This is a genomic window from Geobacillus zalihae NBRC 101842 (assembly GCF_001544135.1).
Taxonomy (GTDB): Bacteria; Bacillota; Bacilli; order Bacillales; family Anoxybacillaceae; genus Geobacillus; species Geobacillus zalihae.
The window spans coordinates 17,020-31,936 of the sequence record NZ_BCPV01000041.1; the positions used below are offsets into that span (position 1 = coordinate 17,020).

Genomic DNA, 14,917 nt, shown 5'->3' on the forward strand with positions numbered 1-14,917 from the left:
TCATCCTTTCGCGGCGACGTACTGGATTCGTCACAACATTTTATATCACAAACAATGTTCTAAATAATCAATAATCCAAAACAAAACAATTGCATATCTAAATCAACCGGAGTATGATAAAAACAACATACTGACTAGTTGGTAGCTACAAATCGAACTCAGTCACGCCCCATGCTCACCCAAACGAATATTGTGGGCGAAAGGGGCAAAAAAAAAGGCAAGAAAGGAAGAGGGAGAAATGAAGACGCACATCATTACCGTCAACCCACGCTTTTGTGAAACTGATGCGCTCGGACATTTAAGCAACATTAGCTATTTTATTTATTTAGAAGAAGCGCGCACCCGCCTGTTTGATGAATTGCGTTACGTCGGGCGAACGGAGGACTGGCATTTTATTTTAGCTTCCACCAAGTGCGATTTTATCAACCAAGGATTCTTCGGACGACGATTGCGCGTGGAAACCAATGTCTCCCGGATCGGCAATAAAAGCTTTCAATGCATTCATCGCATCATGGAAGAGGAAACAGGAAGACTGATCGCCATCGGAGAGGCAGCGGTCGTCCATTTCAATTTCCAAACCCAAACGAGCGAACCGTTGCCTGATGACTTGCGGACCATGCTTGCCGAATACCTTGTGCCGTCCGTGGGGGAAACGATTTCACCGTTATCGTGCAAAAAAAGGGAGTGAATACCATCCGCCTGTACGGCGGATTTTTCATTTTCAACTTTCCCACGTTTTTTGGACCGAACCACCGAAGGCGACATACTTTGTAAATAGACGAAATGGCGGAAAGGGGGAATCAACATGGCCATTCACGCTGTGATCGGCAATGCGGTGTATACATGCCGCGGGGAGCTTGAGACGTATTTTCAGCCGTTTCGCGATGGAACGATCGGCCGCTTTCATCCGTTTTCTACGCCGTTTGGCAAACAGCGGCTTATTTACGCCGACTGGACAGCAAGCGGGCGGCTGTACCGGCCGATTGAAGAGAAGCTGACGCATGAGCTCGGTCCATTTGTCGGCAACACGCATACGGAATCGAATGTGACCGGAACGAAAACGACGCTTGCCTATCGCTATGCAAAAGAAATCATCAAACAGCACGTTCATGCCGGGAAAAACGATGTCTTGATTATGCAAGGCGCCGGGACCACAAGCGCCGTCAACAAGCTGCAGCGTCTGCTTGGCTTGCGCGTACCGGAACGGTGGAAGCGCCGCTTGTCCCTTCATGATGAGGAGCGGCCAGTCGTTTTTGTCACCCATATGGAGCACCATTCAAATTTATTGCCATGGGTGGAAACCATCGCGGAAGTCGTGGCGGTCCGTCCGACAGAAAACGGGGATGTCGATCTTGACCATTTGCGCGAGCTGCTGGAGCGCTACCGAGATCGACCGCAAAAAATCGGTGCCTTTACTGCTTGCTCGAACGTCACGGGGTTGGAAACCCCATATCATAAGCTGGCGAAAATCATGCACGAGCATGGCGGCCTTTGCTTTGTTGATTTTGCTGCTTCCGCTCCGTACGTCCGCATCGATATGCATCCGGACGACCCAATGGAGCAGCTTGATGCCATTTATTTCTCCCCCCATAAGTTTCTCGGGGGGCCGGGAAGCGCCGGCGTGCTCATCTTTGACAGCCGGCTTTATCATCAGCACGCTCCGGATCACCCCGGCGGCGGGACGGTGTACTGGACTGACCCGTGGGGGAACTATGAATACATCCAAGCCATTGAGGAACGCGAAGATGGCGGAACACCGCCGTTTTGGCAAACCATCAAGGCAGCGTTGGCCATCCAGCTGAAAGAGCAAATGAACGTAAAACAGATGCGCGCCCGCGAAAAGGAACTTGTTTCCCTTCTTTTGCCGGCGCTAAAAAGCACTCCCGGCGTTCGCGTGCTTGAAGGACATCGGGACGACCGTCTTGGCATCATCTCATTTGTCATAGATGGATTGCATTACAACCTTGTTGTCAAACTGCTGAATGATCGCTTCGGCATTCAAGCGCGCGGCGGCTGTTCCTGCGCCGGACCATACGGCCACTATTTGCTTGGCATCGACAAGGAACAATCCGCTATGTTGCTTCAAGAAGTCAAAAACGGCAATCCTCTCGCCAAACCAGGATGGGTGCGTCTGTCGCTCCATCCTACGATGACGAACGAAGAAGTGTATGCGATCATCCGCGCCGTCCGTCAAATCGCCCGCTATGGCCGCCGCTGGCAGGAGGAATACGAGTACGATGCTGGGAAAAATGAGTTCGTCCACCGTGACGATGATCGGTACATTCGGCATTTCTTTCTCTTTTAAGCTTCCGAGAGCAAGGACGGTCATTTTCCCGTGCGTTTTTGTTTTCAGTCCTAGCCAGAACTCGGTACAATAAAGGCATCTTGACCAAAAGAAGGGGAGAACCGATGAACGAATTGTACCATTTGCTTGTGCGGACCGATCGGGAGCAACAATTGTACAACCAAGCGCGTCGCCTTGCGGAACGGTTTGCGGAAAGGGCGGCGCATGATGACGAACAGGCAACGTTTCCATTTGCCGATTTTGCCGATTTAAAAGAGGCTGGATTCCTTTCCTTGACCGTCCCGACTGAATACGGCGGCCAAGGGGCGTCGCTTTATGAGCTCGTGCTCGTGCAAGAGACGATTGCCCAAGGTTCTGGGGCAACGGCATTGTCGTTTGGTTGGCACGCCAGCATTCTCATGCGGCTGTTTTTGCTTCGCCGCTGGCCGGAGCCCGTTCTCACCCGTTTGGCGAATGAAGTCGTTTGCCGCCACGTGCTCATCAACAGCGCCCACTCTGAACGGACAACTGGCAGCCCGGCGCGCGGCGGTAAACCGGAAACGACGGCCGTCTTTCGCCATGGCCGCTTTGTGCTTCGGGGGCGAAAGACATTTGCATCGTTAGCCCCTGCGCTCGATTACGTCTTAATTTCCGCCACGATGGAAGACGGTCGGGTCGGTGAATTTCTCGTGCCGATGTCTGCTTCAGGCATTCGCATCGAACCGACGTGGAACACGCTTGGCATGCGGGCGACGCGCAGCGATGATCTTGTTCTTGAAGAAGTCGAAGTCGACCAAGAGGCGCTCGTAGAGACGCTTGGAGAAGCGAACGAAGCTGCTCCGGCGCAAGGATGGCTGTTGCACGTGCCGGCTTGTTACTTAGGCATCGCCATTGCGGCGCGCAATGAGGCGCTTCGCTTTGCCAAGACGTACCAGCCTAATACCCTGCCTCACCCAATCGCCTCGACGCCCGAAGTACAGCGGAAAATCGCTGAAATGGAATGGCGCCTCACCCATGCGCGCCATTTCCTGTACGCGGTCGCCGATTTATGGGATCGCTATCCGGAAAAACGGATGGAAATGAAAGAGGAGTTGGCAACAGCCAAATTGGTCGCCACCAATACCGCGCTTGAAGTCGTCGATTGGGCGATGCGCATTGTCGGCGGACAAAGCTTGTTTGCTGACAATCCGCTTCAGCGGCATTACCGTGACGTCCGCGCTGGGCTCTACAACCCGCCTGCTGACGACTTGACGCTTCAATGGCTTGCTAAGCGGGCATTGTCTCACAACCCACCTGCTCCATAAAACAGAACGGATTCAAGCAACACGAAAAAGCTGTCCCTGCTTTGTGGGGGACAGCTTTTTTGATGCCAAGCGGTTATTCCACCTCAAGCGCCGAACGCAAAAATGCCGGCAACGCGAAACATTGGCGAAAGATCCCATCGTTCACATATTTCGTGTCATTTGGAATGGTAGTCTGCACCGGAAAATCGAGCGGCCGTTTCGAGCCGATCGTAAAGCTCCACAACCCTCCTGGATACGTCGGCACCACGGCGGTGTACACAAGCACATGCGGGAACAGTTCGCGAATATTGCGGTACGTCCGCTTCAAAATATCCAGATGGAAAATCGGCGACTGGCTTTGGCAGACCATCAGCCCATCCGCTTTCAACGCGCGATGGACGTTGGCGTAAAACTCCGGTGAAAACAAGGCTTCCGCCGGGCCGACTGGGTCGGACGAGTCGATCATAATGACGTCGTAGACGCTTTCCTTCCCTTGCACAAACTTGACGCCATCATCATAAACAAACCGCACGCGCGGATCCGATAAGTTGCCGGAGACGGCTGGCAAATGCTCTTTGCACGCCCGGACGACTTTTTCGTCGATTTCCACCATGTCGATGGCTTCAAGATGAGCGTATTTCGCCGTCTCACGAGCTGCGCCGCAGTCGCCGCCGCCGATGATGAGCACCCGCTTCGCTTCCGGATGAAACTGCAGCGGCACGTGCGAAATCATTTCGTTATAAATATGGCCGTCAATCGAGGTCGTTTGCACGACGCCATCGAGTACGAGCATGCGGCCAAAATCGTACGAATCCAAAATCATCACATGCTGGTACTCGGACGGCTCGGCAAAAATCACCTCTTTGATTCGATAGCTGATTTTTAAGTTGTCGCGATCATCTTCGGTGAGCCAAAGCTCTCCATTGTCCATATGCAAGTAAGGTGGCAAAGCGTTTCCTTCGTGTTTCATTGTGACCTCCTTTAGTCATGCAGATGTTTTCACACCTTTCTAATCTTAATATATTCTTCGTCTTGTGGCAAACAAAGGGGATGTGATCGGCCGGTGCCGGACGTATTCATCCCGCCGCCCATGTTTGACGACTGGTTTCGTTTTTCCAACTGATGATCGTTCTTGCCGCCACATCCCGCGCAAAGGCCGAGCGCCAAGGTGCCAATCGCCGCAAAGGCCGCCATCGGTTTCGCATCATCCCGCGTCTTCCTTCCGTAGAGCGATGCTTAGTGATCGTGTGCCTGCCAAACGCCAAAAAACTCTCCAGCTTATAGCCAGAAAGTTTCCTCAACCGCGCCGCTCTTTCAATAAAGAACGAAGCGACGCTCGGTCTTCAAGCAAGTCGGCGAGCGTATACGCATCCAGCACACGCAAAAACGCCTCTAACGCCTCGTGAAGTGCGAAGCGAAGCCGACATACCGGCGTTAAGACGCACTCATTGCCGTGGGCGGCAAAACACTCGACAAGCGACAAGTTTTCCTCCGTTTCGCGAACAACCGCGCCGATGACAATCTCCGCGGGGCGTTTCGCAAGGCGGATTCCACCGTTGCGCCCACGGATCGTTTCAATGTAGCCGAGTTTGCCAAGCTCATAGACGATTTTGCTTAAATGATGCTCTGAAATGGAAAAGGCAGCAGCAATGTCTTTGATGTTTGTTTTTTCTTCTTCATCAAGCGCGCCTAAAAACAAGAGGACGCGCAAGGCGTATTCCGTATAGTTCGTCAACTGCATCGTGATTCACAACCTTTAAGCGACATTCTTGATCCCATTGTACCACACCTGATTCGAACGGAGAATTGTGAACAATTTATTAAAGATGTATTTGAAATATTGCTTTTTTCGCAGTGCTCATGGTTGAATAAAAGATGTATTAAAAATACATGTTTTACAAGGGGATGAAATCATGACAACGACAACGAAATTGCATCCAAAAACGATTGAAATTGTGAAATCAACGGTGCCTGTCTTGGAAACACATGGCGAACAAATTACGAAGCGGTTTTATGAACTCATGTTTTCCAATCATCCGGAACTGCTCCATATTTTCAACCACGCCAACCAAAAGCAAGGGCGGCAGCAACGCGCCTTGGCCGCAGCCGTGTATGCGGCAGCGCGCTATATCGACCAGCTTGATGCGATTTTGCCGGTTGTGCGGCAAATCGGCCATAAACACCGCAGCTTAGGAATCAAACCAGAACAATACCCGATCGTCGGAAAGCATTTGTTGCTGGCGATCAAAGACGTGCTCGGCGACGCCGCCACCGACGAAGTGATCACGGCTTGGGCGGAAGCATATGAAGCCATTGCGTCCGTTTTCATTCAAGTGGAAAAAGAGCTCTACGATGAGGCAGCGGCCAAACACGGAGGCTGGCGTGACTTTCGCCGATTTGTCGTCGTGAAAAAGGTGAAAGAAAGCGGCGTCATTACTTCGTTTTATTTGGAGCCGGAAGACGGCAAGGCCATCAGTGATTATTTGCCGGGTCAATACGTGAGCGTCAAACTGTCGATTCCGGGCGAGACGTATACGCATATTCGCCAATACAGCTTATCGGATGCACCTGGAAAAGGGTATTACCGCATCAGCGTCAAACGGGAAGCAGCTACAGCGGACAAGCCGGCCGGCATTGTTTCCAACTATTTGCATGATCATGTCCAAGAGGGCGACGTGCTCGAGCTTAGCGCTCCAGCCGGCGATTTTACGCTTGATTTGTCCAAAACGACGCCGGTTGTGTTCATCAGCGGCGGCGTCGGCATCACTCCGCTTTTGAGCATGGCGCATACGTTGGCCATCCGCCAACCGACCCGCCCAGCGGCGTTTTTGCATGCTGCTTTGAATGGCCGCGTGCACGCGTTTGACGAGGAGCTTCGGATGTTGGCGGAACGCCCGTCATTTTCTTATCATATTTGTTATGAGTCGCCATCCGACGAGGACCGCCGCCATCCACATTTTGGAAAAGAAGGGCGGATTGACCTTGCATGGATGCAATCCGTGATCCCGACGAAAGACGCAGACTTTTATTTCTGCGGCCCGGTGCCGTTTATGAAAACCGTCTATCGCGCTCTAAAACAATGGGGTGTGCCAGAGGAGCACATCCATTACGAATTTTTCGGCCCGGCCGGCGATTTGACGAAAGACTGAGAGAGGTTTTTCGCTTGCCAGGGGGCTGACCCCAAAGGGTCATTTTCCTTAACAAAACACAACATATTGTTTCTTAATGATTGTTTTATACCTATATACGGTAATAAGAAAGGGTGTCCCGATCCTTTTGGGACACCCTCCTTTTGTTATCTTCCCTGTTGGCAAGTTCATGAATTTTTTGTATGATGAATGGCAAGGAAAAGCAAGAAAAGGGAGAGACAACGCATGACGACATTTCGCCAACATCGCTGGCAATCATTTTTGCAAGGTTACGAGCAACGCGCTCGAATCCTTATTTCCTGCCCAGATCGCCCGGGCATCGTCGCGGCGGTGACGTCGTTTCTGTACGAACAAGGGGCGAATATCGTTGAATCGAGCCAATACTCGACTGACCCTGAGGGAGGGACGTTTTTTCTCCGCTTGGAGTTCGACTGTCCGAACATCGCCGAGCGAAAAGAAGAGATCGAAGCGGCGTTCGCCCCGATCGCTGCTGAATTTCAGATGCGTTGGCAGCTTCGGCTGCACAACGATATTCGGCGAATCGCGATTTTTGTCTCCAAAGCCGAGCATTGTCTGCTTGAACTTCTTTGGCAATGGCAGGCGGGAGAGCTGATCGCCGACATCGCCCTTGTCATCAGCAACCACCCCGACTTGCGCGAGACGGTCGAGTCGTTTGGCATCCCGTATGTGCATATTCCGGTGACGAAGGAAACGAAAGTGGACGCCGAAGCCGAACAAATCCGTCTGCTTCGTGACTATCAGATCGACACCATCGTGCTTGCCCGCTACATGCAAATTTTGTCGCCGGCGTTTGTCGCTGAATTCCCGGGACGGATCATCAACATCCACCACTCATTTTTGCCCGCCTTTATCGGCGCGCGTCCGTATGAGCGGGCGTATGAGCGCGGCGTCAAATTGATCGGCGCCACATCGCACTACGTCACCGACGATTTGGATGAAGGGCCGATCATTGAGCAGGACGTCGCCCGCGTGGATCACCGCCACCATCCGGACGACTTAAAGCGGATCGGCCGACTGATTGAAAAAACGGTGCTCGCCCGGGCGCTTCGGTGGCATTTGGAAGACCGGGTCATCATCCACGGAAACAAAACGATCGTGTTTTATTGAAACCAAGCGGGAGAGGATTTTTCCTTTCCCGCATGGTATAATGAAGACAAGCAGGATTTCGCCGCCCAAAGAGCGAAATTTCATCCGTAGGGAAGGAGGGAAAAAGCCTGCCTATGGGAGAAAAACGGACGCCCAGCGGTTTTCTGTTAAAACAACGTGCGTTTTTAAAATTGTATTTGATTACGCTCACCGAACAGGAGCGGCTCTACGGGCTGAAGCTGCTTGATGTATTGCGCCAAGAGTTCAAGCCGTTCGGCTACCGGCCGAACCACTCCGAAGTGTATAAGGCGCTGCACGATTTGATCGAAGACGGCATTTTAAAACAAGTGAAACAGAAAAAAGAGGGAATGAAGTACCAAGAAGTCGTCTACTATCGGTTCGCCGAGGGCGGACAGGAAAAGGCGAAGCTGTACAAACGCCAGCTCAAGGCGGAGCTTGATCGGTGCGCGGCGCTCATTCGCAAGGCGATTGAGGACAACTTCGGTTGAGAGCGCCTCGTTTTTTCTTTGTTATATTTACATAATATATTTATGGTCTAGTTCTTTTGTTTTGCGTCCCGCCGGGCGATCTAGTAGAATGAGAGGGGAAGATCGCCACAGAGAGGAAGTCAGAAGATGGGAACATGGCCGTTGACGGTCACGAAAGAAATGGAAAAGCGAAAAGAACTGTTCCGCCGCGATCCGGATCGCGCGTTGATTGGAGCGGGCGGGTACAAGGCGGCAGATGAGGCGATCGTGCACGATGCCGCCATTGCGCTCGCGCTTGGGAAAAACGTGCTCTTAAAAGGCCCGACCGGATCGGGAAAAACGCGGCTTGCTGAAACGTTGTCCGCTTTGTTTGGTCAACCGATGCACAGCATCAACTGTTCCGTGGACTTAGACGCCGAAGCATTGCTCGGTTTTAAGACGATCGTGCACAAAAACAGCCAGGCGGTGATCGAGTACGTGCCCGGACCCGTCATCCAGGCGATGACAAAAGGGCATTTGCTATACATTGACGAAATTAATATGGCGAAACCGGAAACGCTGCCGATTTTAAACAGCGTCCTTGACTACCGGCGGCGGCTCACCAATCCGCTGACTGGCGATGTCGTACAGGCGAAACCGACATTTGGCGTCATCGCCGCGATCAATGAAGGCTATATTGGCACCGTACCGCTCAATGAGGCGCTCAAAAACCGGTTTGTCGTCATCAATGTGCCGTATGTGCAAGGAGAAACATTAAAATCGGTATTGTTGGCGCAAACTACATTAACGGATGAAACGTTGATCGATCGTTTCGTCGCCCTGTCGGCGGATCTGCTTGCGCAGGTGCGAAACGGACAAATCGCCGAGGAAGCGGCTTCGGTGCGCGCTTTGTTGGATGCGTGCGATTTGGCGGCATACATGCCGCCATTGCGGGCCATTGAGCGAAGCATCGTCGATAAGCTTGACGATGAACGGGAACGGGCGGCGGTGCGCAACATCGCCGAAACGTGGTTTGACGAATAGGAGGCTCGGCATGGAGCGGTTTATGATGTTCAATGACCGAACGGTCGACTCGAGTTTGGTCATGCAGCTTTCTGACCTCGCCCAAACGCTCATGCGCCGCCGCGACGTTGCCATCCAGTTCGCCGCCCATTCCGGCGTGCATTGTGTCAAGCCGGTCGTTTACGTCAGCCATTTTTGGGATGGGTATCCACCATTGGAGCGAGAAACGGCAATGAAAAGCGACGTCGGCTTGCGCATCATCGGCACGTATCGGCACACCGACCGATTGGCGGTTCGCGCCTTCCGACATGCGGTGGAATCCCGACCGCTCTCCAAGCTTTCCAAACAGCTGTTTACATTCGCTGAAGATCTTCGCTTGGAAGCCGTCTGCGAGCGGGAACGTCCCGGGATGAAGCGATGGTTCCGCACGCGCCGCCGCATGTACCGCCGCTACTTCACTCAGCAATGGCAAGCAAACAGGACGCGCGGCGCTTGGGCTGATCAGTTTTTGGCGGGGATGTATTTGCGGCTCACGGCCGATTCGCCGCTTGATGATGCGCCGCTGGCTCCGATGGCGGATGAAGCGGTGCAGGCGCGCCTTGAAACGTTATGGCCGCAATTTTTTGATGCTTCCTCGACAGCCGAGGTGGCGGACTGGGCGTTCGCCGTTGTGGAACTGATGGAGGACGTGCTGCCTCATGATATGGTCAATGCCTATACATCGCTGCCAATCGTTGAGGATGGTGCGGACGAGAAAACGATGACGCTTCAAGATCTCAAACGGACCAACCCATTGGAAAACCGCGATGCCCTTCAAGAGTCGGATGGAGAGGCCAAGCGGCAAGTGCTGCCAACATGGCATCGGGAAACGAGCCGGGCGGGTGGAAGCTTTCTCCGCTTTGAGCTCGAACGAGGCAGCCGCACCGAGATCATCAGCGATGAGGCGAGGCCGGGTGAAGACGGCGATCAGGCTCTGGCCGTCGTGAAAGGAACGTCTCGGCCGACGGCGCGAAACGAGTATGGCCTGGAAGCGCAAGCATCCTTCAGCGAACAGCCGCCGATTGGAAACCGTGCGCCGTATGGCGAGGCCAACCGCCAAGCCGATCTTGTGCTTCTTCCTTCGTCGTCCAACCTCGCGCATCTTGAGCAATACCGCGCCAAACAGGCGGCGGTGGCGCCGTACCGAAAACGGCTTGTGCGCATCATGGAACAATGGCTTGAACACAAGCGCTCCGCTTGGCGCACGAACTTGCCCGTCGGTCGGCTGCGCAAACAATTGGTGTCGTTTTTCACGGATGAGCGGCCGCGCTTGTTTTACAAAAAAGGCGAGCCGACGCGGCGGTTTGATGCGGTCTTCGGCCTGCTTGTCGATTGCTCAGCTTCCATGCATGACAAAATGGAAGAGACGAAAACCGGGCTCGTTCTTTGCCATGAGGTGCTGAAAACGTTGCGCGTGCCGCACCAAATTGTCGGATTTTGGGAAGATGCGAACGAAGCAACCGCTTCGCGTCAGCCGAACTATTTGCAGATGGCGGTCTCATTCCATCGCTCGCTTGAGCCGTCGAGCGGCCCGGCGATCCTGCAGCTCGAGCCGCATGAAGATAATCGCGATGGATTGGCGATTCGCTGGATGACCGAACAGCTCCTCAAGCGCCCGGAAGCACAAAAAGTGCTGCTCGTCTTCTCTGACGGCGAACCCGCCGCGTACGGATATGAACAAAACGGCATCATCGATACGCACGAAGCAGTCGCCGAAGCGCGCCGCCGCGGCATTGAGGTCGTCAATCTCTTTTTAGGCCACGGGGCCGACGATGAGTCAACGCGGCGGACGATTGAAAACATCTATGGTCGCTTCCGCGTCTTTGTTCCGCATGTGAGCGAGTTGCCGGATCGGCTGTTGCCGCTCTTGAAAACGTGGTTGCAAAAAAGTTTGTGACAAAAAGGTGGGACCCCATGATCAAATTATTCACTGACAGCGATCTAGACGGCATCGGCTGCGGATTGCTCGCGAAGCTGGCGTTTGCCGAGGTGAACATTTCGTTTTGTTCCTATCGCAATTTGGATGAACGGGTCGTCCAATTCTTGCAAAGCGACGAGGCCAACGGCGCCATGTTGTTTATCACCGACTTGGCCGTCGGCAAGGAAGTGGAACAGCAACTCGCTGAACGGGCGGCGCGCGGCGGCCATGTGCAAGTGATCGACCACCACGTGACGGCGCTTCATTTCAATGACTACCCGTGGGGACAGGTGGTGCCGGTGAGGGATGATGGCAAAAAGACGTGCGCCACCTCGCTCTTTTACGACTATCTCGTCCGCGAGGGAAAACTCGCACCTAATGAAACGCTAGATGGGTTCGTCGAGCTCGTCCGCCAATACGACACGTGGGAATGGGAAGAGAATGGGAATTTGCAAGCGAAGCGGCTGAATGATTTGTTGACGATTTTCGGGCTTGACGGCTTTTGGGAGACGATGAGCGAGCGGCTCGCCTCCAGAGAACCGTTCTCCTTGACCGAGACGGAAGAGCTGCTTCTCGATATGGAAGAGAAGAAAATTCAGCGTTACATTCGGCAAAAGCAAAAACAGCTTGTTCAGCGCTGGCTTGGTGACTATTGCATCGGCGTCGTCTTTGCCGAGCGCCATTTGTCGGAATTGGGCAATGCGTTATCCAAGCGTTATCCTCATCTTGACTTGATCGCTTTAGTCAACATGGGGACGAAACATATTGGCTTTCGCACCATTCATGATGACGTCAACGTCGCTGAGTTTGCCCAGCAATTCGGTGGCGGCGGCCATCCCAAGGCGTCCGGCTGTTTGATCGATGATACAACATTTCCGCTGTTTGTCGTCGAGACGTTCCCGCTTCTGCCGGTATACGGTGATGCGGAACAAAACCAATTGAACAAAAAAGACGAGGTCGAAGGAGTGTTTTGGACAAATCACCATGGCCAATGGTGGCTGAGTCGCAAAACCGCTCAAGGTTGGAGCGTGTATGCCGATGGGGGAGAGACCCATACGTTCCCAGAGGAAATCGCCGGCGAACGCTGGCTGAAGCGGCAGTTTGCCGCTGGCCTTGCCCATGATGCAGCTGTGCTCGACTTTTTAAGCGTTCGGCTCGGACGAGACAAAGATGCCATTCAAGCCGACTATAAAGCGGCCGTCAAACAATACAAGCAACAAACCGGCATTGAATCATGATGCCGCCGCTGTGGACGGCACGGTCGTTCGGTATGGGTGGAGTGAACTCGGTGGCTGGCGGCTGACCATTCGGACAAAGATGCGCAAAAAGAAAAAAGGTGTTCCGATCTCTTTTAGAAAGGATTGGGACACCTTTATTTGTTGCGGAAACGCCGAAGAGAAAATGTTAACATAATTGTAACAGTTTTTGTGTTTAGGAAAAACAGTCTTTGATTATAATAATAATAGGGAGGTGAAGACGGTGAAACAGTATGTCTTTTCCTTCTACACAGTCCAAGGGAAAACGATTGTGTGGGAAGAGGCCATTCCGGCATCTGGGATGATGGAAGCCTTTTCAAAAGCCCAACGGCTTCTGGTGAAGCATAAGCAAGAAAAAGGCGTGCCAGTTCGCGTTCGGTATAAAGGCGTCCGCTATCGTCAAACGGATATTGCCTAAACGAAAGGAGAAAGGATGAGATCATGCGGTCCCTGCAGCTGCCGACGCGCAGTGGGTAACGTGCAGCTTCTTGAATGAGAATCAAGAGGCTGCGCGTTTTTATTTTATTTTAGGTGGCGTGTCGATGGGCGTTTTTTTGTTTTGTCTCACTATTATGAGATTACTTGTTATCGAAACAGACTCTTTCATAACTTCTTATAATTTATATTATGTAAACTTAATGATTTCCGCACAAATGGAGGGTTTCTTCCCTCAAGTGCCCATAAAATCAATTATCCGGAACTTGTTAACCTAAGTTCCTCATAATTTTTTGTGTCTACGAATTATCATTTTTTAAACGAATTATCATTATTTTTTTACCGATTATCATCGGTCGTTGATTATCAACTGGAGGTGTTTTTTTATGTTGTTTCGACAAGCCGTTGATGAATTTGTTTTGTACTTGCAAATTGAAAAAAACTATTCACTTAACACCGCCGTTGGTGGTTCTTTAAGTCGGTCCTTGATTTCCCATATTATTTCTTTATCAACATCGCAAAGTTTCTCGCCTTTTCTTATGCCAAGCTCCTCATTGTATTCCTCCGTGATAATCTTAAAAGCCTCACTAACATATCTATTCACTTCTAACCATGTCCTTTTCAAACTTTGTGCTTCCATTTCAAGAACTTTATGTAATGGAAAACAAACATCTAAACCAATGAAGCATCCAAACTCAAGGTTAATGTCTTCACGGCGATACCGATGTAACCAATGCTTAAATAGTAATCTAAAGAACGGTAAATTCCCATTTTGTACCCTCTCCCGTATCTAATTTATAGATGTAACATCAGTAAATAATTACTTTTTGGCTAATCGTAACATACAAAATCCCTATCTATTATTTGACGGATTGACCCCCTAATTTTGGACACATCCTATCTTAATTTTAGGTTATTCTTAAAATTTCTCATTTTTTCTTGGCAAGAAGCCTTATACTCGAATTTCTTTAATTATTAACGCTTCCGTTTGCGCTTTTTTGTAAAATTCATGCGGCGGAAGATCGAGAATGCTTGAATGAATCCTCCGTTCGTTATAAAATCGCATATACTCCACCACAGCTTGATAAGCCTCTTCATAGCGATCAAACACCATTCTCCCTAGACATTCCTCCTTTTGATTGTCCAATGAACACCGGAGCGGCACTTCGTACAGTTGCTTGTTCAAGATGATCGCACCCCTCGCGAATTTTTACATAACGCGCATTATAGATCATCCTACAGTCATATGGGTCATACCAGTAATCGCCCCTTCACTCATCGAATACACTTGGTGACATAATGACTGTATGTCCACCTTGTTGTGAGACGTCAATAAAATCGTGCAGCCCCTTTTGTTTTCTTCCCTGATAATCTCATACACCTTGTCTACAGATTTTTCATCCAGGCCATTCATTGGTTCATCGAGCAATATAAGTTGCGGCTTCTCCATAATGCACTGCGCGATGGCCAGTCTTTGTCTCATTCCGAGAGAATACGCCTTCACCGGCCTTTTATCATGCGGATCCAATCCCACTCTCTCGATCGCCTCTTTCACCTCACTCTCTCCGATTTTTTTCTGAATCATGGCCAAAAAATTTAAATTATCGAATCCTGAGTATTGTTCAAGAAAACCTGGTTTTTCCAACAAAACTGCGATATCGCTCGGAAACGATACGTCTTTATGCAACGTCTGGCCAAATACTGCTACCGTGCCGCTGGACGGCTTCACAAGTCCGCTTATGACTCGGAATAACATCGTTTTCCCAGATCCGTTCGGCCCGACGAATCCATAAATCTTTCCTCTCTCCAACTCTAAGTTGATATTGCGCAAAACTTCTCTCCCTTTTATCGTTTTTGAAACATTGGACAAGACGATCGCATTCATATCGCAAACCTCCTAGATATAATCCGCGTTCTTCACTCTCTTTATCGTCAGATACCCGAACACACCGATAG

16 protein-coding genes are annotated in these 14,917 nt (G+C 51.3%); 10 read left to right on the top strand and 6 right to left on the bottom strand.

The genetic code is table 11. From position 1 onward, the window contains the following. Positions 1 to 238 precede the first annotated feature (238 nt). The 3 genes from GZ1_RS11855 (at position 239) to GZ1_RS11865 (ending at position 3,588) form a co-directional block, all read left to right on the top strand. Entirely contained in the window at positions 239 to 688 is a 450-nt protein-coding gene (locus GZ1_RS11855) for an acyl-CoA thioesterase (protein WP_015374873.1), read from the top strand. Positions 689 to 805: 117 nt separating this feature from the next. Next, positions 806 to 2,305 carry an aminotransferase class V-fold PLP-dependent enzyme gene (locus GZ1_RS11860; protein ID WP_015374872.1) on the top strand — a complete coding sequence of 500 codons (1,500 nt, stop codon included), beginning with the start codon at positions 806 to 808 and terminating at the stop codon, positions 2,303 to 2,305. Positions 2,306 to 2,409: 104 nt separating this feature from the next. After that, positions 2,410 to 3,588: an acyl-CoA dehydrogenase family protein gene (locus tag GZ1_RS11865; RefSeq protein ID WP_015374871.1), complete on the top strand. Its 1,179-nt coding sequence runs from the start codon at positions 2,410 to 2,412 to the stop codon at positions 3,586 to 3,588. Positions 3,589 to 3,661: 73 nt separating this feature from the next. On the opposite strand, the gene speE is transcribed toward GZ1_RS11865, so the two are convergent. The 3 genes from speE to nsrR all read right to left on the bottom strand — a co-directional run bounded on the left by speE (position 3,662) and on the right by nsrR (position 5,308). Further along, a complete protein-coding gene (gene speE, locus GZ1_RS11870) occupies positions 3,662 to 4,537 on the bottom strand; it encodes a polyamine aminopropyltransferase (RefSeq protein ID WP_015374870.1) in 876 nt (291 codons plus the stop codon). A gap of 29 nt (positions 4,538 to 4,566) precedes the next feature. Next, positions 4,567 to 4,761 carry a hypothetical protein gene (locus GZ1_RS11875; RefSeq protein ID WP_020755390.1) on the bottom strand — a complete coding sequence of 65 codons (195 nt, stop codon included), beginning with the start codon at positions 4,759 to 4,761 and terminating at the stop codon, positions 4,567 to 4,569. Between the two features lie 103 nt (positions 4,762 to 4,864). Continuing rightward, a complete protein-coding gene (gene nsrR / locus GZ1_RS11880) occupies positions 4,865 to 5,308 on the bottom strand; it encodes a nitric oxide-sensing transcriptional repressor NsrR (RefSeq protein ID WP_011231230.1) in 444 nt (147 codons plus the stop codon). A gap of 172 nt (positions 5,309 to 5,480) precedes the next feature. On the opposite strand from nsrR, the gene hmpA reads away from it, so the two are divergent. From hmpA to GZ1_RS11915, 7 genes are all read left to right on the top strand, one after another. Further along, the gene (gene hmpA, locus GZ1_RS11885) at positions 5,481 to 6,716 is read left to right on the top strand and encodes an NO-inducible flavohemoprotein (protein WP_020755391.1); all 1,236 of its coding nucleotides are present in this window, start codon (positions 5,481 to 5,483) and stop codon (positions 6,714 to 6,716) included. Positions 6,717 to 6,941: 225 nt separating this feature from the next. Further along, on the top strand, positions 6,942 to 7,844 hold the full coding sequence (purU, locus tag GZ1_RS11890; RefSeq protein ID WP_060788521.1) for a formyltetrahydrofolate deformylase: 903 nt from the start codon (positions 6,942 to 6,944) through the stop codon (positions 7,842 to 7,844). 113 nt (positions 7,845 to 7,957) lie between these two features. Continuing rightward, on the top strand, positions 7,958 to 8,332 hold the full coding sequence (locus tag GZ1_RS11895) for a replication termination protein (RefSeq protein ID WP_011231227.1): 375 nt from the start codon (positions 7,958 to 7,960) through the stop codon (positions 8,330 to 8,332). A gap of 126 nt (positions 8,333 to 8,458) precedes the next feature. After that, a complete protein-coding gene (locus GZ1_RS11900; protein WP_015374868.1) occupies positions 8,459 to 9,334 on the top strand; it encodes an ATP-binding protein in 876 nt (291 codons plus the stop codon). A 10-nt stretch (positions 9,335 to 9,344) separates the two neighbouring features. Beyond that, positions 9,345 to 11,249, top strand: a complete 1,905-nt coding sequence (locus GZ1_RS11905; RefSeq protein ID WP_015374867.1) for a nitric oxide reductase activation protein NorD — start codon at positions 9,345 to 9,347, stop codon at positions 11,247 to 11,249. A gap of 17 nt (positions 11,250 to 11,266) precedes the next feature. Beyond that, positions 11,267 to 12,508, top strand: a complete 1,242-nt coding sequence (locus GZ1_RS11910) for a DHH family phosphoesterase (protein WP_060788522.1) — start codon at positions 11,267 to 11,269, stop codon at positions 12,506 to 12,508. 241 nt (positions 12,509 to 12,749) lie between these two features. After that, positions 12,750 to 12,944 (top strand): hypothetical protein, encoded by a 195-nt coding sequence (locus GZ1_RS11915; protein ID WP_011231223.1) that lies wholly within the window; start codon positions 12,750 to 12,752, stop codon positions 12,942 to 12,944. A gap of 459 nt (positions 12,945 to 13,403) precedes the next feature. Here the strand turns inward: GZ1_RS11915 and GZ1_RS19290 are convergent, their stop codons facing one another. The 3 genes from GZ1_RS19290 to GZ1_RS11925 all read right to left on the bottom strand — a co-directional run bounded on the left by GZ1_RS19290 (position 13,404) and on the right by GZ1_RS11925 (position 14,846). After that, on the bottom strand, positions 13,404 to 13,586 hold the full coding sequence (locus tag GZ1_RS19290; RefSeq protein ID WP_060788523.1) for a hypothetical protein: 183 nt from the start codon (positions 13,584 to 13,586) through the stop codon (positions 13,404 to 13,406). Between the two features lie 327 nt (positions 13,587 to 13,913). After that, entirely contained in the window at positions 13,914 to 14,147 is a 234-nt protein-coding gene (locus GZ1_RS18340) for an IS3 family transposase (RefSeq protein ID WP_052518214.1), read from the bottom strand. A gap of 45 nt (positions 14,148 to 14,192) precedes the next feature. Next, complete coding sequence (locus GZ1_RS11925; protein ID WP_013400853.1) at positions 14,193 to 14,846, bottom strand: ABC transporter ATP-binding protein; 654 nt, start codon at positions 14,844 to 14,846, stop codon at positions 14,193 to 14,195. Between the last annotated feature and the right edge of the window lie 71 nt (positions 14,847 to 14,917).

Bases quoted from the DNA above. Each gene is read 5' to 3' on its own strand.
- GZ1_RS11855 (WP_015374873.1), top strand. From the start codon at position 239: ATGAAGACGCACATCATTACCGTCAACCCACGCTTTTGTGAAACTGAT.
- GZ1_RS11860 (WP_015374872.1), top strand. From the start codon at position 806: ATGGCCATTCACGCTGTGATCGGCAATGCGGTGTATACATGCCGCGGG.
- GZ1_RS11865 (WP_015374871.1), top strand. From the start codon at position 2,410: ATGAACGAATTGTACCATTTGCTTGTGCGGACCGATCGGGAGCAACAA.
- speE (WP_015374870.1), bottom strand. From the start codon at position 4,537: ATGAAACACGAAGGAAACGCTTTGCCACCTTACTTGCATATGGACAAT.
- GZ1_RS11875 (WP_020755390.1), bottom strand. From the start codon at position 4,761: ATGGCGGCCTTTGCGGCGATTGGCACCTTGGCGCTCGGCCTTTGCGCG.
- nsrR (WP_011231230.1), bottom strand. From the start codon at position 5,308: ATGCAGTTGACGAACTATACGGAATACGCCTTGCGCGTCCTCTTGTTT.
- hmpA (WP_020755391.1), top strand. From the start codon at position 5,481: ATGACAACGACAACGAAATTGCATCCAAAAACGATTGAAATTGTGAAA.
- purU (WP_060788521.1), top strand. From the start codon at position 6,942: ATGACGACATTTCGCCAACATCGCTGGCAATCATTTTTGCAAGGTTAC.
- GZ1_RS11895 (WP_011231227.1), top strand. From the start codon at position 7,958: ATGGGAGAAAAACGGACGCCCAGCGGTTTTCTGTTAAAACAACGTGCG.
- GZ1_RS11900 (WP_015374868.1), top strand. From the start codon at position 8,459: ATGGGAACATGGCCGTTGACGGTCACGAAAGAAATGGAAAAGCGAAAA.
- GZ1_RS11905 (WP_015374867.1), top strand. From the start codon at position 9,345: ATGGAGCGGTTTATGATGTTCAATGACCGAACGGTCGACTCGAGTTTG.
- GZ1_RS11910 (WP_060788522.1), top strand. From the start codon at position 11,267: ATGATCAAATTATTCACTGACAGCGATCTAGACGGCATCGGCTGCGGA.
- GZ1_RS11925 (WP_013400853.1), bottom strand. From the start codon at position 14,846: ATGAATGCGATCGTCTTGTCCAATGTTTCAAAAACGATAAAAGGGAGA.